Raw genomic sequence first — 21,858 nt, 5'->3', positions numbered from 1 at the left:
CCAGACACGCCGTGAACCCATCCATGGGGGCTCGGCATTGCCATCCCTGGCAATGCACGGTCTGGGAAGGCACTCTCCTACCCGCTTGGCCAATTTTTGTATTGCCCGCCTTGTGTTCGCCATAATTCCAGGTCTTAGCTGCTATGGACATTCCTATGCCAAATCTTTTCAAATCCGCCGCCGACAGGGCGGCGGGGCTCACCCGGCAGACCGCGCTTTATGCCGGTAACGCTTTTGACCGGGTGTTCCGCGCTGCCAGCCTGGTGCAAGCCGGGCAAACGCCGTTCGAGACGCTATACACCGATGGGCTGGTCAGTCTGCGCTATTACCCGCCGCTGGCGGAGGATTTCATCGAGCTGGATGGTAAGACCATTGCGGTGGAGCGCACGGCGCACAAGACGCCAATTGTGATTGTGCCGCCGCTGGCGGTGAATATGCTGATTTACGATCTGTTTCCCCAGCGCAGTCTGGTGCGCTTTCTGCGGGCGAAGGGGTTTGAGGTCTATCTGATCGACTGGGGGATTCCGACCCGCCAGCACAGTCACTACAACCTGCACACCTATGTGGCGGAGTTGCTGCCGGCGTATCTGAACCGGGTGCGGGCGCACAGCGGGGAGCGGGAGTTGTCGCTGCATGGCTGGAGCATGGGGGGCATGTTTACGCTGTTTTATTCGGCGCTGAGTCAGGATCAGCACATTCGCAATGCGGTGGTGTTGGGCTTGCCGATCGACAGTCATGCCTCTGGTCTGATGGGGCTGATGTATCAGCGGGTGGCGGATGTGGCGGACTTTGTGCGCAAGCGTACGGGTTTTCGCATTCATGATGTAGAACCACAGTGGTTTCACACGCCGGGCTGGGCCAATACCATCGGGTTCAAGCTGACCAATCCGATTGGCAGTGTGATGGGGTACTGGGAGCTGGTGGTGCGCCTGGGTGACCGGGAGTTTGTCAGTAACCACGCGACGACGTCGGCGTTTCTGGATCGGATGGTGGCTTATCCGGGCGGGATTATTCAGGATACGGTGGTGCGGGTCTGGATTGATAATCAGCTGTCGAAGGGTGAGATTCAGATTGGTGAGGATGTGGCCCGGCTGGAGAATGTGAATGCCAACTTACTGGCCATTGCCGGTCAGGACGATACCTTGGCGACGCCGGGGGCGGCGAAGCGGGTGATGGATCACGTGAGCTCTGTCGATAAGACGTTCAGGGTTGTTCCCGGCGGGCACATGGGGATTCTGGCTGGGAGTAAGGCACCGGGGGAAAGCTGGGGCGAGTTGGCTGGGTGGCTTGCTGAGCGGTCTGACTGATTTTAGTTTGGAGATGGTCGGCAGTTGTTGGGGGCTGGGCTTTCCAAAACGAGAATCGTTGCTTCTCTGATTGTTTTGGAAAGCCCAGCCCCCAACACCTGCCTTCGCTGGCTTAATACTGTTTCATATGAACATTAGAGGCTTTTTAGGGTTTCTGGTAGCTCCGATAGGCTATTGATAACTGCTGAGGGTTTAATGCCCCAATCCTCAAACACTTTCCCCGCATCACGCTTGACCCATATCGCCATCAATCCTGCCGCTCTTGCGCCGATCACATCCCAGGCGTTGCTGGATACCAGGCATAGCGGTTCGTCCCAGGCTCCTGTTGCCCTTCTTGCGTAGGCATACACTGCGGGGTCTGGCTTGAAACTTTTGATGTCATCGACCGAAACCAGGCCTTCGAACTGGTCGAGCAGGTGGTTGTGGCCTAACACTTTTTCTAACGCCGGGTAGCTGCCGTTGGAGAAGGCGAACAACGGATAACTTCCTTTCAATGCTTGCAGGGCCGGCAGGGCATCGTCGAAGGCGGGCAGGGAGAGATAAGCGGCCATGAGTTGGTCTTCGCGGTCGCTGGTCAGGTCCAGTTTGTGGGTGGCCATGGCGTAGCGCAGCGCTTGGCGGGTGCAGGCCCCGAAGTCTTCGTAGGCTCGCATCAGGCCTTTGCGAAAGGAGAATTCCAACTGTTTTTCCCGCCATAGGCTGCTGACGGCTTCTGCTTGTTCTCCGGCATCCTGTGTTAGCAGGTCTGCCATGCCCATGGGGTCGACCAGGGTGCCGTATACATCGAATGCGAGCCTAAGTGTCATGGTACCTCCCGATATTATTGAGCGATCATTCATATCATCTTAGTAAACGATGGGCGTTTTGTGAATGCGACCAGGGTAGAAGTGGATTACACTGCGATCCATGAACGGCATTGATAAATCAAACCTCGACACCCGCTCCCTGAGTACCTTTCTGACGGTGCTTGATGAAGGCAGCGTGTCCCGCGCAGCGGTTCGGCTTAGTGTCAGCCAGTCGGCGGTGAGTCATACCCTGGACCGGTTGCGGCAGGCGCTGGGGGACCCGCTGTTTGTGAAGTCCGGGCGCGGCATTGCGCCGACGCAGTACGCGCTGAGGGCGGGGCCGCATATCCGGCAGATTCTGGATGACCTGCAGTCCTTGTCCAGCGGGCCTTTGTTCACGACTGCTACGGCGGAGTTCACCTTCACCATCGCTGCCAATGATTACCAGCGGGATCTGCTGTTGCCCGGGCTGGTCAATATCCTCAGGCGCGAAGCGCCGGGGATTCGGCTGCAGGTGATTCCTTCCGGCATTCCGACCGCCGACATGCTGCGCAAAGACGTCTGCGATTTGATTATTTCGCCCCATGCCCCGGAAACGACGGATATCATGCAGCGGGGGCTGATGGCGGATCGGATGGTGGTGTTCTACGATGCCCGTCACCGCGAACCACCCCAGGATATGGCGGAGTATCTGAAAGCGGACCATGTTTCGCTGCTGTTCGCGACTGGGGAGAAGCCGGCCCTGGAAACTTCTTTGAACACTCGCGGGCTCACCCGTCGCAACGCAGTGACGGTATCCAACTTCTCCGGTCTACCGGAGTTCCTGCGTGGTACCGATATGCTAGCCACAGCACCGGAGCGTATGAGTAACCACTTGCTCCGGGGCTTCGCCTGGGTGCCCCTGCCCTTCGATTTCAAACCCTTCACCCTGCTGATGCTCTGGCACCGCCGCAATCAGAACGACCCCGCCCACCGCTGGATTCGCAACCAGGTGAACGCCGTAGCAGCAACGATGAATGGCCTCAACGATTAATCAATCGATTTCATTCATACGATGTATGAACTGTTGAGCCGTTATCCTTGCTTCGTGTAGGCGTAGACTTCCCTGACTCCGAGTAAGTCGCAGGTAGTGGGGAGGGGCTTTCCGAAACACGCTGTGAATACATCCATGTACGCTCCGCTCCGCCATCCATGGCTCCGCAGGGTTTCGGAAAGCCCCTCCCCACTACCCGCTCGCTCACCTTGTGAATAGACTGGGAAGTCTCATGCTTGCGCTGACCAGCGTTTGGACAACCATATTACTTGCCGCCGCTGTGGCCCTGGGGCCGCTGGCCACCGATATGTATTTGCCGGCACTGCCCCAGATTGGCAGCGATTTTGGCACCGGGACTGACCAGGTTCAGCTTACGCTGAGCCTTTACATGGTCGGCTTTGCACTGGCGCAGCTGATCTGTGGCCCCCTGGCCGACCGCTTTGGCCGTAAACCGATCATGATCGGCGGTTTTCTGCTGTTTGCCATCGCCAGTATCGGTTGCGCCTTCGCCACCAACATTGAAACCTTGATGCTGTGCCGTTTCCTGCAGGCCCTTGGCGGCTCCGCCGGGCCAGTACTGGGCCGTGCTGCGATTCGGGATATCTACACACCACGGGAAGCCGCCCGCATCATGGCAATCCTCGCCAGCATCATGGCGCTGGCACCGGCGGTAGCTCCAACTATCGGTGGATTCATGGTTTCCGGTCTGGGCTGGGCTTCTATTTTTGTCGTGCTGGCCAGCTATGCGCTTGTTATGGCTGTCGTGGTGGCCTTCGGCATTCCCGAGCCCATGAGCCCAAAATACCGCCAGCCCCTGCGGTTATGCAGCCTGCTGCGGAATTATCGCGCCATCGCCACCGACATCAGCTTCCTGGGTTACACCCTGACCAACGCCCTGATCTTCTCCGGCCTGTTCGCGTTCCTGTCAGGCTCGTCTTTCGTACTGATCGATTTCCTCGGCGTTGAACCCGAACAATTCGGCCTCTTCTTCGCCTGCATCGTGGCCGGCTACATCACCGGCAACCTGACCGCCGTTCGACTTGGCAGCCGACTAGGGCCGGACCAGATCCTGGTGCGGGGTCTCAGCATCGGCGTTGCCGGTGGTGCCCTCATGGCTGGCCTGGCGCTGGCCGAGATCTACAGCGTGTGGGCCGTCATCCTGCCCCAGGCCCTGTTCATGGTCGGCGTCGGCATGGTGCTGCCCCAAACCATGGCCGGTGCCATGGCCAACTTCCCCCACATGGCCGGCTCCGCCTCCGCCCTGTTCGGCTTCACCCAAATGGCCATCGCCGCCGTGGCCGGCGTACTCGTCGGCCACCTCCACGACGGTACCTCACTGGTAATGGCCACCATCATCGCCCTCTGCGCGGTGGCAGCACTGGTCAGTTATCTGATCCTGGTTCAGAGACACCCAGCGGCGGGTTTCGAGGCACAGGCGGCTTCTCCCCGCTAATCACGGTGGAAAGTGGAATGGCAACTCCCAAGTCCGGAATCGGCCAGGGTGGCCCTTCCCAAAACTGTGCGGAGCCATGGATGGCGGAGCCCAAGCGCCCCATGGGCGAAGCAAACGTTTATGAAGCGAAGCTTCATGTGCAGCTGAGCGACAGCAATCTGCGATTGCTGGCCGGACCCGCTTGCGGGGCTTGAGCGTGTTTTGGGAAGGGCCGCCCTGGCCGATCTACTCCAGGCTTTAAGTGCAAAGTCATCCAATGTGAGCTAAACAGAGTAGGCTATCCCAGTACAATCCAGACAACAGGAGCATCCCATGAGCAACGTCACCCTTGATGGCAACCCCATAGAAGTCACCGGCAAATTCCCCACCACCGGCGACAACGCCCCACCCTTCACCCTGACGAACAGCGGCCTCGAAGAAGTCAAACTCGACAACTGGGCCGGGAAACGCAAAATCCTCAACATCATCCCCAGCATCGACACCGGCGTATGCGCCGCCTCCACCCGCAAATTCAACGAAAAAGCCAGCGGCCTGGAGAACACCGTCGTGCTCGTCATCTCCGCCGACCTGCCCTTCGCGGCAGGGCGCTTCTGCGGGGCCGAAGGGCTCAAGGAAGTCGAAACCCTCTCCAGCTTCCGCAATTACAGCTTCCAGCAGGATTACGGCGTCGCCATCCAGAGCGGTCCTCTGGCCGGCCTGTGTTCCCGCGCAGTGGTGGTGCTGGATGAGAGCAACAAAGTGCTGCACAGCGAGCTGGTCAGCGAAATCAAGAACGAACCGGATTATGACGCAGCCTTAGCCGTGCTTTGATGCTGTATAGTGTCGGGTTACGCTGCGCTAACCCGACCTACAATGCTCTCAAAAATACCCTTTGAGACCTGATCCGAGCACCGTTCAACCTGTGAATAACGCACCCGACAACACGTCCCTGGCCCGCCAGCTCTTCTCGATGACCTGGCCCATGCTGTTCGGGGTGCTCTCACTGATGACCTTCCAACTGGCCGACAGCGCGTTTGTCGGCCAGCTCGGCCGTGACCCCCTGGCCGCGCTGGGCTTTACCGTGCCCATGCAGCAACTGGTCAGTGGCATGTACGTTGGCCTGGGCATTGCCACCACCGCCATTATTTCCCGCACCCTTGGCCAGAACGACGAACTCAGGGCCCGTAGATTGGGCGGCCTGGTCATCACGGTGGGTGCCAGCCTGGCCCTGCTGCTGTGTGCCTCAGTGTGGTTGCTGCAGCGCCCGATTCTCACCCTGCTGGGCGCAGAGCAGGCCTTGTTGCCGGTGATCAATCAATATTGGGCTCCGTGGCTGGTGTCCGCCTGGACCGGTGCCATGCTGTATTTCGGATACAGCGTCTGCCGCTCCCACGGCGACACCAAACTGCCGGGCTACCTGATGATTGCCACCAGCCTGCTCAATATCGCGCTGGACCCGCTGTATATATTTGTTTTCGGCTGGGGCCTGCCCGGTGCCGCCTGGGCCACGATTACCGCGTTCGGTATCGGTGCGCTGATCATTTATCCGGCACTGCTCAAGCGAGAGTGGATCAGTTTTGAGTTGCGCCAACTGGATCTGACCAAGGCGCTGAAACAGCTCAACGGCATTATGGCACCGGCAATGGTCAGCCAGCTGATGCCGCCCGCCTCAGCCATGTTAGCCACCGCGCTGGTGGCCGGGTTCGGCTCTGCGGCGGTCGCGGCCTGGGGCCTGGGCACACGGCTGGAGTTCTTTTCCATTGTGGTGGTACTGGCACTGACTATGTCGATGCCGCCCATGATCGGGCGCATGCTGGGTTCCGGTGACATCGGTCAGATCCGCAAACTGGTGCGCCTGGCAGTACGCTTTGTGGTGGGCTGGCAGCTGGTTATTGGGCTGATCTGGGTGTTGGCCTCCGGGCTGGTGGCACAGTTGTTCACCAGCGATGCCGAAGTGCAGGCCGTGCTGGGCAATTATCTGGTGCGGGTGCCGCTCAGCTACAGCGGTCTGGGCGTGTGCATGCTGATGGTGTCGGTGTGCAATGCGCTGGGGCTGTCTTTGCGGGCGCTGCTGGTGTCGACTCTCCGGCTGTTTGTGTGCTTCCTGCCGCTGCTGTGGCTCGGCGCACAGCTTGATGAACTGACCGGTCTGATGAGCGGTGCGCTGGTGGGTAACCTGATGGCCGGCACGATGGCGTACACTTTCTATCGGGCCGGCATGGACAAACTGCAGCGATCAGGCAAAGCGTGAGCGGAAAATCTCCGGCATCGGTACCACGGTTTTGCGCTGGTAGTTGAAGAATACAAAACCGTACTTCGCCAGCGCCACCGGCTGGCCACTGTCTGCTTTGCTCACGCGAAACACAAAATCGCCGCCGTATTTGTTGAAGTCCATCAGACCCACCTCAAATCGCAGCATTTCCGGGAAAAACGATTCGGATTGGTACATCGTCGCCAGGTCGGTAACGATAATGCCCACACCGTTCTGGTCGGCTTCCTGGATACCGTATTTCACCAGAAACTGGGCCCTGGCTTCAGAAAGCATGGATATCAGGGCGTCGTTGCCCAGGTGGTTGGCACCGTTGATATCAGTGATGCGAACCGGCATTCTGGTTTCAAAATAAAAAACGTCATCCGGAAAAGAAAGCTTTATACGGGCCAAGTTCAAGATCCTGCTGGGAGAAGGTTTCGGGGAGACGCCATGATACTTGGTTCCAGTCTCGCCATCATCCCAAGACAGCGAGCCAAACATTGGTTATCTTGGGGTTGTTATTGGCGGCCCGCACCCACACCGCACCTTCGACCTGACGAACGGGATACAGACGGACACTCTATGGACATTCGCCCTGCTGCAACACTGGCACTGACACGCGACACCTCTGACGGCCTTCAGGTACTGCTTTTGCAGCGCACCTGGGACGCCGTATTCCTGCCCGGCTATTACGTATTTCCCGGCGGTGCGGTGGATGAGCAGGAACTGCTGGGTCGCGAACATGCCCTGGGGCCGGCGGATGCGCAGATCAGTCAGACCATGAGCCTGGACGAAGGCGGTGCGGATTATATGCTGGCGGCGGTGCGGGAGTGTTTTGAGGAGGCCGGCATTCTGGTGGCGGTGGACGCCGACGGTGCCACCATAGATGGCACCCATGCGGTTCAGGGTGAACGCCAGGCGCTGTTCCGTGGTCAGCGGTCGTTGGCCCAGTTATGCGCACAGCATGGGTTGGCGATTCCACTGGATCGGCTGGCGTATCTGAGCCACTGGGTCACGCCGCCCGGGCCGCCACGGCGGTTTGATACCCGGTTTTTTGTGACGGTTGCCCCAGAGGGCCAGGCGGCCAGCGAGGACGGGGTAGAAACCATTGACCACGTATGGATCAATCCCTCTGAGGCACTGGAGGAGCATCGTAACGGCCAGCGTTTATTGGGGCTGCCAACAATTCGCACGCTCCGGGTGTTAAGCAGCTTTGATAACTCGGAGGCATTGATGCGTTATGCCCACGCCAATCCACCGGAGCAGTACCCCGATCAGCCGTGGCCGGCAATCAAGAATAGCAAACCGGTGGTGCTGGAGCCCGGCTCACCCGCCTATGACGAAGCCGCCAAACTGGACCCGGAGGGCGAAGGCTCGACCCACGCCGAGATAGTGCCCGGCGAACCCGTGGAAGTGGCCGCAGGCGTGATCCGGCTGACAGCCCCGAACCCGGGGATGATGACCGGGCCGGGTACCAACACCTACCTGCTGGGCCACGAGCGCTTTACGGTGCTGGACCCGGGGCCGGCGAATGACAGTCACATCGAGCGTATTCTGGAGCTCACGGGCGGGGTGATTGATCAGGTCGTGCTTACCCATACCCACCTGGATCACTCGCCTGCCACCGCGGCCTTGAAAGCCCGCACCGGCTGCCGGGTATTCGGATTGCCGGCACCGGCCGGGGCGTCGCAGGATCAGACCTTCACGCCGGACGATCAGCCCGAACACGGGGACCTGATTGTTACCGGAGCCGGTATCCTCAAGGTGATTCATACGCCCGGGCACGCCTCTAATCATATCTGCTATCTGCTGCTGGACCAGGCGTTGCTGTTTTCCGGAGATCACATCATGCAGGGGTCCACGGTGGTGATTAATCCGCCAGACGGGGACATGAAGGCGTACCTGGAAGCGCTGTACGACCTGTTGGCCGAATCCATTCGCTACATAGCGCCTGCGCACGGCTTCCTGATGGGGAACCCCGAAGCTGTCATCGATTACCTGATCACTCACCGGCTGGCCCGGGAACACAAGGTGGCCAAGGCTCTGGCCAGGCTGGCACCGGTAACGCTGAAAGATCTGACGGCAGCCGCGTACGACGATGTGCCCCAGGCCATTCACGGGCTGGCGGCACGCTCAGCGCTGGCGCACCTGTTGAAGCTGAAAGCGGATGGCAAGGCCAGAATGCAGGATGAATACTGGTCGGCCAGCGGCTCAGCAAGATGAAAAAGCCCGGGACTGACCGGGCTTTCGTTGTTACCTACTTTTTGGCGATGATATACACCGCATGCACAATACCGGGAATGTACCCCAGAATGGTCAACAGGATGTTGATCCAAAAGTGTTTACCGATACCTACCTGCAGAAAAACACCCAACGGCGGTAACAAAATCGCAATCAAAATTCGCAAAAGATCCATACAGTTCACTCCCTTCAACACGTATAAATGTCATACAAACGTAAACCAATGCCTGTAGTCCTACTACTTAGTTAGGCCATTTTTCTCAAATACACAATAATTTCATGAAGGTGGCATTAAACCTTTGTCACAGCCATATTCATGATAGCAGGGGCCATTTATTCTATGGCCCAACTTCGCCGCTGGCCTTGGGCGCTCCGCGCTGGCTGGCTGCCGACCTGTGAGGAATTATGCAGTTAACCCGGTTTAAAAACCTGACGTTTCTGGTGCTTGGCGTCCTGATGCCTGCCCACCCGGTGCTGGCCGACCAGGCCGGTAAGGCCAAGGAAGTTCTGGTTGCTGAACTGGCAGAGGACGAAAGTGTTGAAGACGTAGAAAACTCCGAACCGCGTAAAGAGTCTCCAGTGGCCGATGGCAATGAGAGCGATCAACCAAAAGGGGATCAACCAAAAAAAGTTGCGCCCAATATCGATCTCAAAGAGATAGCTCCGGTACCGGACCCAACGCCGGACACTGGCACAGACCCCGAAGCGGAGACCGCAGAGGCCGAACCGGAAAAGGCCACTCCATTTGAACTGCTCGGGTCCGAGGTCCGCCCCGGCACGTCCACACGGCTGGCCTGGTCATCGAACATCCAGATTGCCGGGCTGGCACAGCCCACGCCGGTATTGGTGGTCAACGGGGTCAACCCCGGCCCCACCCTGTGCCTTACCAGCGCGGTTCATGGTGATGAACTGAACGGCATCGAGATTGTCCGCCGCACCATGTACGACCTGAACCCCGAGAAACTGTCCGGGCGCGTGGTGGGTATTCCCATCGTGAATCTACCAGGATTCCAGCAGGGTACCCGCTACCTGCCGGACCGTCGTGACCTCAACCGTCATTTCCCGGGCAGCCCGGATGGCAGCCTGGCGGACCGCATAGCCCATTCTCTGTTTGAGAAGGTGATCCGCCACTGCGACATGCTGGTGGATATCCACACCGGCTCACAGAAACGCACGAACCTGCCTCAGCTGCGCGCGGATATGAACAACCCGGATGTGGCAAAGTTCACCCGTGGGTTCGACCGCATGGCCGTGGTCCACAGCTCGGGTTCCGCTGGCATGCTGCGCACCGCGGCGGTGGAAGCCGGCATTCGTACCGTGACCATGGAAGCCGGCGAGTCTCACCGCATTCAGGAACATCAGATCGATGCCGGCGTAAACAGCCTTACCAGCCTGCTGGACAAAGAAGGCATGATTTCGCGGATGTTCGTCTGGGGCGACCCGGAGCCGGTCTACTACAACTCCAACTGGGTCCGTGCCCCCAATGGCGGCATTCTGTTCAGCGAGGTAGATCTCGGGGCCCGGGTCTCGGAAGGGGAAATTCTCGGCTACGTCGCCGACCCCATTACCAACGCCCAGCACCCCATCCGCGCGCTCAGCGACGGTCGCATTATCGGCATGGCGGTGGATCAGGTGGTGATGGCCGGTTTTGCCGCCTACCACGTTGGTACGGAGGCAGAAGTGCCTGGAGAGTAGTATGCTACCGGCTCTCGATGCATTTTTGCGCTAAAGGAGCCGGCGGTGTCTGTTCAATTTCCCAAGTCGCTGTGGCTGGCCTACGCTGGGCTGATCCTCACACCGTTATTCTGGGCCGGTAACGCGGTTGTCGCCAAAGGCGCGGTGGCTAACATGCCACCGTTGTCGATGTCGTTCTGGCGGTGGGTGATTGCGTTGGCGGTTCTGCTGCCGTTTGGACTGCCTGGCATCGTGCGTCACCGCCAGGTTATCCGGCAATACCTGGGTTCGATGATCGCACTGGCTACGTTCAGCGTCGCCGCGTTCAACTCGCTGCTGTACTACGCCGCCCTCACCACCAGCGCCACCAATATCGCGCTGATTAACGCCACTATTCCGATTTTTATCGCACTGCTGGCCTGGCTTCTGCTGGGAGACCGGACGCGGCCTGTTCAGGCACTGGGCATCACGCTTGCCGTTCTGGGTATCCTCACCGTGGTGGCCCGGGGTGACCTCTCGGTGCTACTGGAATTGCAGGCGCAACCTGGCGATCTGATCATGGTGGCTGCGGTGTTCAGTTGGGGTCTGTTTTCCGTCCTGCTCAGACGCCAGGCTGTGCCTTTGCCGGCGCTGACGTTCCTGACCACGCAGATTGCCCTCGGCACGCTGGTGATCCTGCCGTTCTATCTGGTTGAGCTGCTGGTATTCAAAGGCGGGTTCGACGTCAGCCGCGCGACGGTAATGCCATTGCTGTACTTCGCGTTCTTCCCCGGCATTCTCGCGTACGCATTCTGGAATCACGGCGTGCACCGGGTGGGCCCGGCACGGGCAGCCCTGTTTATGTATCTGACCCCGGTGTTTGCGTCTGTTCTGGCGGGGGTGTTTCTCGACGAGCGCCTTGGGCTGTTCCATGTCGTTGGCGGGCTACTGATTCTTGCCGGACTGTTTCTCGCCACCCGCACGGGCAAACCCGGCCCCGAAAACACAGAAAAGCCGCGAGGATAAACGACAAAGCCCGGGACTCAGCCCGGGCTTTGCGTTACTTCGGAACGGGAAATCAGGCAGTGCGGCGGCGGGCTCTTACACCCAGGCCCAGCAGACCCAGTCCCAGCAGTGCCAGAGTACCCGGCTCGGGAACCTCGGCCGCTTCGGAGATCAGCTTGATCTTGGCCTTGACCTTGGCACCGTATTTCTCGCCAGGCGCGGTTCCCCAAAGATAACCCTGGTTGAAAATGGTATCCTCGAGAGTGACTCTCATCATACCACCGTCACCGAATGCCAGGTTCAGTGGATCGCCCCAGGTCAGCTTGCCGAACTGGAAAAACCCCCAAACACTGCTTGCGCCCGCGGTTTCGCCACCAACGGAACCTGAAACAGGGCCCGGTGAGGTGAAGTCGAAGTCAACGGAAATATTCTGAGCGGACTGATCATCGTGATTGACGGATGACTCGTTGGTCCAGATCTTGAAGAGTGTGAAGTACTCACTCTCTCCCGCATCCAGATCGAATGAGAACGGGTTGTCCGCTATATCCGCGGAGTGAACCACCAACCCCGGATCGGAGCCGTTCAGATTGACCTGATAGCTGGCATTAATCAGCGCTGCACTTGCCAGCGTTGGAAAGGATAAAGCGACTGCCACCAACGTGGCCAGTGTAATTCTTGGCATGCTTGCCTCCCTGGGTTTCCCCGTATTCCGCTTGGTGAGTATTACCCTTGGACAACTGCATTCCGTGTACCGCTTCAGCCTTTATGATTAAAAAACAAACAGATGAAAAAATAAAACGCGCTAGCTGAAACGCCAGATGTAAATTAATCTGACAGACGTACCCTCGGTGGGGCATCATCGAAAGCGGGCAATCACCGCGTGTTCCATGCGTTCCAGGGCATCGTTCAATAGCGACCTTGGGCACCCAATGTTCATCCGCATAAAGCCGTGCCCACCCCCGCCAAAAGTGACCCCGGGATTCATCCCGACACCGGCCTCCTTTACGAAAAAACGTTTCAGGTCGGGGTCCGTCAGGGCCAGCGACTGGCAATTCAGCCAAAGTAGGTAGGTGCCTTCTGGCTCAACCATCCCGATCTCCGGCAGCCTTTGGCGCAGGAAGTCACCGACGAAATCGCGGTTGTCCCGCAGGTAGCCCAGCAGTTCGTCCAGCCAGGGGCCGCCTTCCCGGTATCCGGCTTCAAAACCGGCAATGCTGAACGGGTTGCACTGGCCCATGTGAAGGGAGTCAAAAACGTCTTTCAGGCGGCGGCGGTGAGCGGGGTCCGGAACGATCAGGGCAGACAGCCCCAGCCCCGGCATGTTGAAGGTTTTGCTGGGGGCCACCGCCGTCACCAGCGCATCGTCGGGGCCGGCCAGCGTCGCCAGTATCCGATGGGCCGGTTTGTCGGGGTATATCAGGTCGCAGTGGATTTCGTCAGAGATCACCACCAGTTGATACCGTCGGGCAATCGCCAGCACCTGCCGCAATTCATTTTCCGACCAGACCCGGCCGACCGGGTTGTGGGGGGAACACAGCGCCAGAACCCGGGCGTCCTTGCGCGCCGCGCATTCTTCCAGGTGCGCCATGTCCATGTGGTAACGGCCGTGGCTCAACACCAGCGGATTCTCGATCACCGAACGGCCGGTGCGCTCAACCGCGCTGTAAAATGGCGGATAGACCGGCGGCTGAATGATGACGCCCTCGCCGGCCTCAGCAAAGGCCATGGAGGCGGCATGAAGCGAGGGCACCACGCCCGGTGCCATCAAAACCGAATCCCGATCGATCTGCCAGCCGTGGCGATCAGAAAACCAGTCTGTCATCGCCTGGTACAGGCTGTCCGGGAACAGGGTATAACCATAAACCGGATGACGGGCACGTTCCTCCAAGGCTCGGGTGACCGCCGCAGGCGCGGCAAAATCCATATCGGCCACCCACAGCGGCATCACGTCGTCCCGCCCGAAGACGGCCCCGCGGGCATCGTACTTTACCGAACAGGTGTGTTCACGACTAAAGAGGGCGTCGAATTCGATGGCCACAAGGTGCTCCGGTCTGGTTTGGGTGTTCGCCATTTTGTGTCAGGTGCACGGAATCCTGCAACCAAGGGGCGGCACAACCCGGTTCAGATCTAACGCTTTGGTCGAACACACGACGGTTTCGCTTGCCCGTTACCGCCAATACTTGCGAACCTAACGGTTTCTATCTGCCTGCTGATATAAAGAATCCGTCGGAGTTTGCAAATGATTGGCCAGATCCTGTCCACGATGTTACCGGTGTTTCTGATTGCCGGTTGTGGTGCCCTCTATGGCCGCTTCCACACGCCGGATATTCAGGGCCTGAATAAGCTCAACATGGACCTTTTTGTGCCCCTGTTGGTGTTCGCCGTTCTCGCCGACCAGCAGGCTCCGTTACAGGACTACGCCAGCCTGGCACTGGCCGCCACCGTGGTGGTGCTCGGTTCGGGCATTATTCTCTACCCGTTGGCCCGGGCGCTGAAGCTGAACCTGAAAACCTTCCTGCCGCCGATGATGTTCAACAATTCGGGCAACATGGGCATCCCGATCCTGGTGCTGGCGTTCGGAGACGCCGCCCTGCCGGCCGCCATTGTGCTGTTCATTGTGGAAATGCTGCTGCATTTCTCCGTCGGCCTTTACATGCTGGACCCCCGCACGTCCATCGTTCAGCGGCTGCGGATTCCCATCGTGTTTGCCAGTATCGCCGGGTTGGCGGTGAACCTTGGTGGCGTGCCGGTACCGGACTGGCTGCTGGAGTCCATGGACATGCTTGGCGGTGTCTGCATACCCCTGATGCTGTTCGCACTGGGTGTGCGCATGCTCGATGTGGATTTCCGTGACTGGAAACTGGGCATGTTGGGGGCCGTTGCCTGCCCGGCTTCCGGGCTGATTCTGGCCTGGCCGATGATTGCCCTGCTGGAGCTGCCAGGGCTGCAGGTGGCGTCGTTGTGGGTGTTCGCCGCCCTGCCCCCGGCCGTTCTGAATTATATGGTTGCCGAGCAGTACAATCAGGAACCCCACAAGGTGGCATCACTGGTACTGATCAGCAATCTGGGTAGCCTGATCGTGATGCCCATCGTGCTCGGCCTGGCGTTTGCCGCCGGTTATGTCTGATCACTGGCGAGTACTTGCCCCTTGCAACTGACCAGGCTTTGACCGATGGTTAAGGGTAAATCTGGTTGATTTCATTGTGATATGGAGGTCTGCCCATGAGCGTTCTGCTCCTTTTAATCAGTGCATTGGTTCTGATTTATCTCGGTATTGGCGGAAAATCGGCCGCGGCGGTGATGATCATTGCCACCATCGCCGGCTTCTTCCAGGATGACTGGCACCTGCTGAGCCTGCTGTTCGGCGGCGGCCTACTGGCGCTGGCGCTACTGCTGGTTTTCCCCGGCGACCTTCGCCTCGACAAGCTCAGCCGACCGCTGCTGGGATGGGTTCGCAACCGCTTGCCCAAACTCTCCGAAACCGAATCCGAAGCACTGAAATCCGGCTCTGTCGACTGGGACGGCGAGTTGTTTTCCGGCCAGCCGCAGTGGTCGAAGCTGCTCGACGCCAAGCCCGCCCACCTGACAAGCGAAGAACAGGCCTTCCTCGATGGCCCGGTGGAAAAGCTCTGCGCCATGCTGGACGACTGGAAAATCACCCATGAAGACTTCGATCTGCCCGAAAAGGTATGGAAGTTCATCCGCGAGAAGGGCTTTTTCGGCCTGGTGATCCCCAAGGAAGACGGCGGCCTCGGTTTTTCCAACACCGCCCACTCTGAAATCGTGATGAAAATCTCCACCCGCAGCGTCTCCGCTGCCGTCACCGTCATGGTGCCCAACTCCCTCGGCCCCGGCGAGCTGCTGATGCACTACGGTACCGCCGAGCAGAAGCACCATTACCTGCCGCGGCTAGCCGGTGGCGAGGAGATTCCCTGCTTTGCCCTGACCTCCCCGATTGCGGGCTCGGATGCCGGTGCCATTCCCGACAAGGGCATTGTTTGCAAGGGCCAATGGAACGGCAAGGAAGTGCTGGGCCTGAAAGTCACCTGGAACAAGCGCTACATCACCCTGGCACCGGTCGCCACCCTGATTGGCCTGGCCATCAAGGTGTACGATCCTGACAAACTGCTGGGTGAGCAGGACAATGTCGGTGTCACCTGCGTGCTGGTACCCCGGGAAACCGAGGGCGTCAACGCCGGTGCCCGGCACCTGCCGATGAACACAGTCTTCATGAACGGTCCCACCTGGGGCAACGAAGTGTTCATCCCCATGGAACAGGTGATCGGCGGCCAGGACATGCTCGGCAAGGGCTGGACCATGTTGCTGGAATGCCTGTCGATTGGTCGCTCGATTTCGCTGCCCGCGCTGGGCACCGGTGCCGGCAAAGTCGCCAGCCTGGCCACTGGCTCCTACGCCCTGACCCGGGAGCAGTTCGGCCGCTCCATCAGCCAGTTCGAAGGTGTTCAGGAGGCTTTGGAACCGATCGCCGGCTACACCTACATGATGGATGCCGCGCGGTTGCTGACCTCTGGCATGCTCGACCGGGGCGTGCGCCCGTCAGTGCCTTCGGCGGTGCTGAAGTACCGCAACACCGACCTGATGCGAGAGGTGATCAACCACGCCATGGACGTGGTCGCTGGCCGTGGCGTGATTACCGGCCCGCGTAACTTCATGGCCCGCGCGTATCAGGCCGTGCCTATCGGTATCACTGTGGAAGGGGCCAACATACTGACCCGCAGCCTGATGATTTTCGGCCAGGGCTCGATTCGCTGCCACCCTTTCATCGTGGAAGAAATCGAAGCCGCCGGCATGGAGGATGAAGACAAGGCCGCCAGGAAATTCGATGGCGTCTTTTACCGCCACATTGCCCACACCACCCGCAATGCCCTGCGCGCACTTGTGCTGGGGCTGACCCGTGGCTGGCTCGAACCGGTGCCCCGCCAGGGCGATATCCAATCCAGTTACCGCCAGTTGGCCCGCTTCTCCGCCGCCTTCGCGTTAATGACGGATGTCACCCTGCTCACCGTCGGTGGCGGCCTCAAAGCCCGTCAACGATTGTCCGGCCGTATGGCGGATTGCCTGGTGCAACTGTATTACGCCACGGCTGTGATCAAGCAATGGCACGAAGAAGGCTACCCGGACGATCAGCGACCGTTGGTGGAATGGTGCCTGAAAACCTGCCTGCGGGATCTGCAGGGCTCCATGCGCGAAGCCATCATCAACTTCCCCGTGCCGGCGCTGCGCTGGCCATTGCGGCTGTTGGTATTCCCGCTGGGGGCCACTGGCCTGAACGGCCCCAGTGACACCCTGGGTGCCCGCGTAGCAGACACCATCGTCAAGGATACCCCGGTAAGGCAGCGCGTCAGCCGAGGTGCCTACATCAACACCGATCCGGACGACCCACTGGGCCGTGTGCTCAATGCCTACCGGCTGGCCAATGAAACGGCGGAAATGCGCAACCGATTGCATGAAGCCATTCGCAACCGCGATGAAGACGAGCTCGACGGTATCGCCCTGTTGATGGGCCACCAACGCAAGGAACTGGTGGACTGGGCTTGCGAGCAGGGCGTCATCAAGGAGGATGAGTGCGATAAACTCCTGGAGGCACTGGAAGCGCTTTACGATGTCATTCGAGTGGACGCCTTCGAGGGCGAGGGTCTGAAAGCACTGGCGCGCGCTGCCAAAGGCAAGCGTAAGGTGGTGGAACGTCCACCCCGGGACGAGGACTGATCCTCGCCCACCGGGGGGGTTGGGCCCGAAAATCTGCAGAATGCACTTTTTATGAACAGGCTGCCGGTTATAAAATAAGGGATTAATATTTCCTTTATGAATATATCTATATTCCGGCAGGCTATATGGAACTCCAGTTCAGAGAGGTCACCAAGTCGTTTGGTGACCTCAACGTCATCGAGCAGTTCGACAGCACCATCAGCACCGGTGAGATCGTTGCACTGGTCGGTCCGTCCGGTTGCGGCAAATCCACTCTTCTGCACATGCTGGCGGGGTTACAGCAGCCCTCTACCGGCACGCTCACTGCCGAGGGTCAGTCCGTCGCCACGCCTTCTCCGGAACGCACCCTGGTGTTCCAGGAGCACGCGCTCTATCCCTGGATGACGCTGATCGACAACGTCGCCCTGGCGCTGGAATTCCAGAATAAGCCACGGCAATCATCCCTCACGGAGGCCCGCAAGTGGCTCGCGCGGGTGAAGCTGGATGGCTTCGAAGATTACTATCCCCACCAGGTATCGGGTGGCATGCGCCAACGCTGTGCCCTGGCCCGGGCTTTCATCGCCCGCCCCCAGGTGTTGCTGCTCGACGAGCCCTTCGGTGCCCTCGACGCACTGACCCGCATGACTCTGCAAAGCGTGCTCAAAGATCTGATTGCTGAAGAACGGCCAACGGTTGTGCTGGTCACCCACGATGTGGATGAAGCCCTGTACCTGGCTGACCGGGTGCTGATCTTTAGCCATCGTCCGGCGGTGGTTCTCAAAGAAATCACCCTGGGCCACATTCCCAAAACCCATGACCTGACTGCGTTCGCCGATATCCGCCGGGACGTTCTCAACCTGTTGGGCATTGATACCGAAACCACCACAACGCAGGCTTCTACTGCGGAAGGAGAAACCTCATGATTCGCTGGATTGTCACCGCTGTACTCGCCCTTGCCCTGGCCACCCCCTCCTGGGCCGCAGAAGAATTCCGGGTAGGTTATGTCCGGGTTATGGATGACGCCCAGGCGATGCTCGCCTATGAAGCCGAGTTGTATAAAAAGTATGGCCTGGACGCTGAACTGATCGAGTTCAGCTCCGGCACCGACCTGATCAAGGGCATCGTCGGTGGGCAACTGGATATCGGTGTTCTGGGTTTCTCCAATGCCTTCACCTGGGCCTCGCGCGGAGCAGACCTCAAGATCGTTGGCGGCGCGCAGCGTGGTTATCACGCCATGCTGGTCCGCGATGACGCCGGCATCGACGACATCGCCGGCCTGAAAGGCAAAAACCTCGCCTCCCAGAAGCAGGGCAGCACCGCCGATATCGTATTGAAGGGCGTCACCCTGGCCGAGTCCGGCCTGAAACCGACGGACTTGAACATCATGGGCGTAGCGCCTTCAGTGGCCATTCAGTCGCTGGTGGGCGGGCGTGTTGAAGCCGCTTTCCTGTTCGAGCCCTACGCCAGCATTGCCAAGCTGGTCGCACCGGTGAAAGAAATCTACGAGATTGGTGAGGTCTGGCCGTTCCCCTGCATGGTGGTGATCACCTCCGGCGAAACTCTGGAAAAACGCAAAGACGCGCTCTGGGCAGCACTTGATGCGCAGCGGGACGCCATCGCAATGCTGGCGAACGCGCCTGCCGAAGCTGCGCCGCTGATCACCGATTACTTTATCAAGGAATCCGTGGTGAAATCCCTGAACCAGGGCGAGGTCTCCTCTGAAAAAGTGATCGCCGATGCCATCCAGACCAACGACTTCAGCGCCAAGCTCACCGAAGACGACATTGCGCGCATGAAAGAGCTGGCCGGCATCATGCAGGAGCAGGGCATTCTCCCAGCAGGCGAAGAGTTTGACGTGGACGCGCTGCTTGACCTGTCCTGGCAAGAGGCCCGTGAGCTGTAAGCATGAGTCGCACCCAAGCCACCGGCGTCGCCAGCAAGCGCGCCTACGTTTTCGCCATCGCCGTTATCCTGTTTTTCTGGCAGGTGGCGGCGTGGTTCCTGCCCGACTTCCTGATGCCGGATGTGCACGTTGCGCTCCAGCGCTTGTGGGAAGAGCTCAACAGCGCTGAGTTTTACCAAGGCCTCGGCAACAGCATGAGCCGTCTCGGCGTCGGCTATGGCGCGGCGCTGCTCTTCGGCATTGTGCTGGGGCTGGTGGGCGGCACGCTGGATGCGGTTCGCAGTACTCTCAAGGCGGCAATCATCATTCTGCAGTCAATCCCGTCCATCGCCTGGGTTCCTTTGTTCCTGATTCTGATGGGCTTCGGTAACCTGCCAATCATCGTGGTGGTGGCCATTGGTGCTTTCTTCCCCACCGCCCTGAGCGTGATGAACGCCACGGAAAGCGTGGAGAAAGTGCATATTTCCGCCGCACGAGTGATGGGGGCCTCGAAACTTCAGATGCTGAAGCGGGTGTACTTCCCGGCGGTGACCCCGGAGTTGATTACCGGGGCCCAACTGGCGTTTGGTAACGCCTGGCGGGCACTGATCTCCGCAGAGATGATCGTCGGCTTCAGTGCCGGGCTGGGGAAATCTCTCGCCTACTCCGGTGAAATCGCCGACATGACGGGTGTAATGACCAATATTCTGGTCATCGCCGTGCTGGCTGCGGTCATCGACCAGGTGATTCTTGAGCGCATCAAGCACCGCTTGTTGCGCTACCAGTATTTGTAATGCCGAATAATGATCCGTAGTGACGATCGATAGTGACAGGGGAGGCCATTGAGCCTCCCTTTTCTTTATCTGGCCTAGCTTGACAGATTCCTGATTCGCCAACTATTACTGAATGTCGAGTTCATTCGGCAGTATCGGCGACCTTTCCCGAAACAGCTCCAGATAACAAACAATAATAATCCGGCGGTCATTCGTACCTGCCTGAACCTGAAAGGGGTGTCTTTCCGTGAGCGAGCAGGCAAAGCAGTCTGAGATCATTCTTGAAACCCGGAATCTGACCAAGGATTTCAAGGGCTTTACCGCCGTAAAAGATATCAATCTGCAAGTCAAAACCGGCTCCATTCATGCCATCATCGGTCCCAACGGCGCGGGCAAAACCACGTTTTTCAACCTGCTGACCAAGTTCCTCAAGCCCAGCGCCGGCCAGATCATTTACAACGGTCGGGACATCACGCATTCGCGGCCAGCCGGCATCGCCCAGCACGGACTGGTGCGCTCGTTCCAGATTTCAGCGGTGTTTCCTCACCTTTCCTGCCGTGAAAATGTGCGCATTGCGCTGCAGCGCAAACTCGGTGTGTCTTACCATTTCTGGCGCCCCAAAAAGATTCTCGATCAGCTCAATGAGGAGGCTCAGGCGGCTCTGGAACAGGTGGGGTTGCAGGCCTTTGGCGACATCAAGGCGGTGGAATTGCCCTATGGCCAGAAACGGGCGCTGGAAATTGCCACCACCATCGCGCTCAAGCCGCGGCTGATGTTACTGGACGAACCCACCCAGGGCATGAGTTCTGAAGATGTGGGCACGGTGACCGACCTGATCCGTCGGGTCGTGGAAGGACGCACCATCGTCATGGTGGAGCACAACCTGAATGTGGTGTCGTCGCTTGCTGACCGGATCACCGTTTTGAGCCGTGGCGAGATCCTTGCAGAAGGGGATTACGACACCGTATCCACCAACCCTGAGGTGATGGAAGCCTACATGGGGACCACCGATGCAGCCTGACAAACACCCGGAACTGCTGACAATAGAAAACCTCCACGCCTGGTATGGCGAATCCCACATTCTCCACGGTCTGAACCTGAGCCTGCACGAAGGCGAGGTCATCACGCTTCTCGGGCGCAATGGTTCGGGCCGCACCACTACGCTCAAGGCCATTCTCGGGCTGGTCAGCAAGCGCACCGGGTCCATCAAGGTGCATGGCACCGAACTGATCAACATGCCCACCCACCGTATCGCCCATGTCGGCAAACTGGGTTATTGCCCGGAGGAGCGGGGCATCTACGCGTCACTGAACGTGGATGAGAACCTGACGTTGCCACCGCAAGTGGCCGACGGTGGCATGTCCATCGATGACATTTACCAGATGTTCCCCAACCTCAAGGAGCGTCGCAAAAGCCAGGGCTCGAAGCTCTCGGGTGGTGAGCAACAGATGCTTGCCATCGCCCGCATTCTGCGCACCGGTGCCAGCCTGCTACTGCTGGATGAAATTACGGAAGGCCTGGCCCCGGTCATCCTGAAGTCCCTGGGGGACGTCATTCGCATGCTTCGCGAGCGGGGCTACACCATCATTCTGGTGGAACAGAATTTTCACTTTGCAGCCCCCCTGGCCGACCGGCATTACGTGATCGAACACGGCAAGGTAGTGGAACAGATTGACGCAGCCGATCTCGAGGCCAAAAAAGAGCAGTTGAACAGGCACCTGAGTGTCTGATACCGGGCCCGACCGGTGCACCACCGCGGACCCAGAACTCTAATAAGAAGAGGAATA

Annotated in this window: 21 protein-coding genes; 16 read left to right on the top strand and 5 right to left on the bottom strand. The window is 59.1% G+C overall.

Annotated features, from left to right (window positions below; translation table 11 throughout):
- Positions 1-155: 155 nt before the first annotated feature.
- Positions 156-1,307: an alpha/beta fold hydrolase gene (locus tag WD429_RS05825; RefSeq protein ID WP_368421232.1), complete on the top strand. Its 1,152-nt coding sequence runs from the start codon at positions 156-158 to the stop codon at positions 1,305-1,307.
- A 134-nt stretch (positions 1,308-1,441) separates the two neighbouring features.
- On the opposite strand, the gene WD429_RS05820 is transcribed toward WD429_RS05825, so the two are convergent.
- Entirely contained in the window at positions 1,442-2,113 is a 672-nt protein-coding gene (locus WD429_RS05820) for a haloacid dehalogenase type II (protein ID WP_368421231.1), read from the bottom strand.
- A gap of 100 nt (positions 2,114-2,213) precedes the next feature.
- Between WD429_RS05820 and WD429_RS05815 the strand changes: the two genes are divergently transcribed.
- The 5 genes from WD429_RS05815 (at position 2,214) to WD429_RS05795 (ending at position 6,808) form a co-directional block, all read left to right on the top strand.
- Positions 2,214-3,125 (top strand): LysR family transcriptional regulator, encoded by a 912-nt coding sequence (locus tag WD429_RS05815; protein WP_368421230.1) that lies wholly within the window; start codon positions 2,214-2,216, stop codon positions 3,123-3,125.
- 232 nt (positions 3,126-3,357) lie between these two features.
- Positions 3,358-4,578, top strand: a complete 1,221-nt coding sequence (locus tag WD429_RS05810; RefSeq protein ID WP_368421229.1) for a Bcr/CflA family multidrug efflux MFS transporter — start codon at positions 3,358-3,360, stop codon at positions 4,576-4,578.
- A 17-nt stretch (positions 4,579-4,595) separates the two neighbouring features.
- Positions 4,596-4,772: a hypothetical protein gene (locus tag WD429_RS05805; protein WP_368421228.1), complete on the top strand. Its 177-nt coding sequence runs from the start codon at positions 4,596-4,598 to the stop codon at positions 4,770-4,772.
- A gap of 118 nt (positions 4,773-4,890) precedes the next feature.
- A complete protein-coding gene (gene tpx / locus WD429_RS05800; protein WP_368421227.1) occupies positions 4,891-5,388 on the top strand; it encodes a thiol peroxidase in 498 nt (165 codons plus the stop codon).
- Positions 5,389-5,527: 139 nt separating this feature from the next.
- Positions 5,528-6,808: an MATE family efflux transporter gene (locus tag WD429_RS05795; RefSeq protein ID WP_368421235.1), complete on the top strand. Its 1,281-nt coding sequence runs from the start codon at positions 5,528-5,530 to the stop codon at positions 6,806-6,808.
- Here WD429_RS05795 and WD429_RS05790 read toward each other — a convergent pair.
- Entirely contained in the window at positions 6,794-7,219 is a 426-nt protein-coding gene (locus tag WD429_RS05790) for a thioesterase family protein (RefSeq protein ID WP_368421226.1), read from the bottom strand. The two genes, WD429_RS05795 and WD429_RS05790, sit on opposite strands and share 15 nt — an antisense overlap.
- Before the next feature lie 171 nt (positions 7,220-7,390).
- Between WD429_RS05790 and WD429_RS05785 the strand changes: the two genes are divergently transcribed.
- Positions 7,391-9,031, top strand: coding sequence for an MBL fold metallo-hydrolase (locus WD429_RS05785; RefSeq protein ID WP_368421225.1), 1,641 nt, complete (start codon positions 7,391-7,393; stop codon positions 9,029-9,031).
- A 34-nt stretch (positions 9,032-9,065) separates the two neighbouring features.
- Here the strand turns inward: WD429_RS05785 and WD429_RS05780 are convergent, their stop codons facing one another.
- Positions 9,066-9,224, bottom strand: a complete 159-nt coding sequence (locus WD429_RS05780; protein ID WP_048496762.1) for a YqaE/Pmp3 family membrane protein — start codon at positions 9,222-9,224, stop codon at positions 9,066-9,068.
- A gap of 281 nt (positions 9,225-9,505) precedes the next feature.
- On the opposite strand from WD429_RS05780, the gene WD429_RS05775 reads away from it, so the two are divergent.
- A complete protein-coding gene (locus WD429_RS05775) occupies positions 9,506-10,744 on the top strand; it encodes a succinylglutamate desuccinylase/aspartoacylase family protein (RefSeq protein WP_368421234.1) in 1,239 nt (412 codons plus the stop codon).
- Between the two features lie 45 nt (positions 10,745-10,789).
- Positions 10,790-11,728: a DMT family transporter gene (locus WD429_RS05770; protein WP_368421224.1), complete on the top strand. Its 939-nt coding sequence runs from the start codon at positions 10,790-10,792 to the stop codon at positions 11,726-11,728.
- A 52-nt stretch (positions 11,729-11,780) separates the two neighbouring features.
- Here WD429_RS05770 and WD429_RS05765 read toward each other — a convergent pair whose 3' ends face one another.
- A complete protein-coding gene (locus WD429_RS05765) occupies positions 11,781-12,389 on the bottom strand; it encodes a PEP-CTERM sorting domain-containing protein (RefSeq protein ID WP_368421223.1) in 609 nt (202 codons plus the stop codon).
- Between the two features lie 174 nt (positions 12,390-12,563).
- Complete coding sequence (locus WD429_RS05760; RefSeq protein WP_368421222.1) at positions 12,564-13,778, bottom strand: MalY/PatB family protein; 1,215 nt, start codon at positions 13,776-13,778, stop codon at positions 12,564-12,566.
- 168 nt (positions 13,779-13,946) lie between these two features.
- Between WD429_RS05760 and WD429_RS05755 the strand changes: the two genes are divergently transcribed.
- The 7 genes from WD429_RS05755 to WD429_RS05725 all read left to right on the top strand — a co-directional run bounded on the left by WD429_RS05755 (position 13,947) and on the right by WD429_RS05725 (position 21,801).
- Positions 13,947-14,834 (top strand): AEC family transporter, encoded by an 888-nt coding sequence (locus WD429_RS05755; protein WP_368421221.1) that lies wholly within the window; start codon positions 13,947-13,949, stop codon positions 14,832-14,834.
- A gap of 95 nt (positions 14,835-14,929) precedes the next feature.
- Positions 14,930-17,437: an acyl-CoA dehydrogenase gene (locus tag WD429_RS05750; RefSeq protein WP_368421220.1), complete on the top strand. Its 2,508-nt coding sequence runs from the start codon at positions 14,930-14,932 to the stop codon at positions 17,435-17,437.
- Positions 17,438-17,562: 125 nt separating this feature from the next.
- Positions 17,563-18,339, top strand: coding sequence for an ABC transporter ATP-binding protein (locus tag WD429_RS05745; protein ID WP_368421219.1), 777 nt, complete (start codon positions 17,563-17,565; stop codon positions 18,337-18,339).
- The gene (locus WD429_RS05740) at positions 18,336-19,319 is read left to right on the top strand and encodes an ABC transporter substrate-binding protein (protein WP_368421218.1); all 984 of its coding nucleotides are present in this window, start codon (positions 18,336-18,338) and stop codon (positions 19,317-19,319) included. Before WD429_RS05745 ends, WD429_RS05740 begins: the two co-directional genes overlap by 4 nt.
- Before the next feature lie 2 nt (positions 19,320-19,321).
- Positions 19,322-20,092, top strand: coding sequence for an ABC transporter permease (locus WD429_RS05735; RefSeq protein WP_368421217.1), 771 nt, complete (start codon positions 19,322-19,324; stop codon positions 20,090-20,092).
- 226 nt (positions 20,093-20,318) lie between these two features.
- A complete protein-coding gene (locus tag WD429_RS05730) occupies positions 20,319-21,092 on the top strand; it encodes an ABC transporter ATP-binding protein (protein WP_368421216.1) in 774 nt (257 codons plus the stop codon).
- Complete coding sequence (locus WD429_RS05725; RefSeq protein WP_368421215.1) at positions 21,082-21,801, top strand: ABC transporter ATP-binding protein; 720 nt, start codon at positions 21,082-21,084, stop codon at positions 21,799-21,801. The genes WD429_RS05730 and WD429_RS05725 overlap by 11 nt, the downstream gene beginning before the upstream one ends.
- Positions 21,802-21,858: the final 57 nt, after the last annotated feature.

The sequence above is a fragment of the Marinobacter sp. genome (genome assembly GCF_040904845.1).
GTDB lineage: Bacteria > Pseudomonadota > Gammaproteobacteria > Pseudomonadales > Oleiphilaceae > Marinobacter.
Note: the sequence above shows the minus strand (reverse complement) of the source record. Positions and strands in the feature narration are given on the sequence as shown.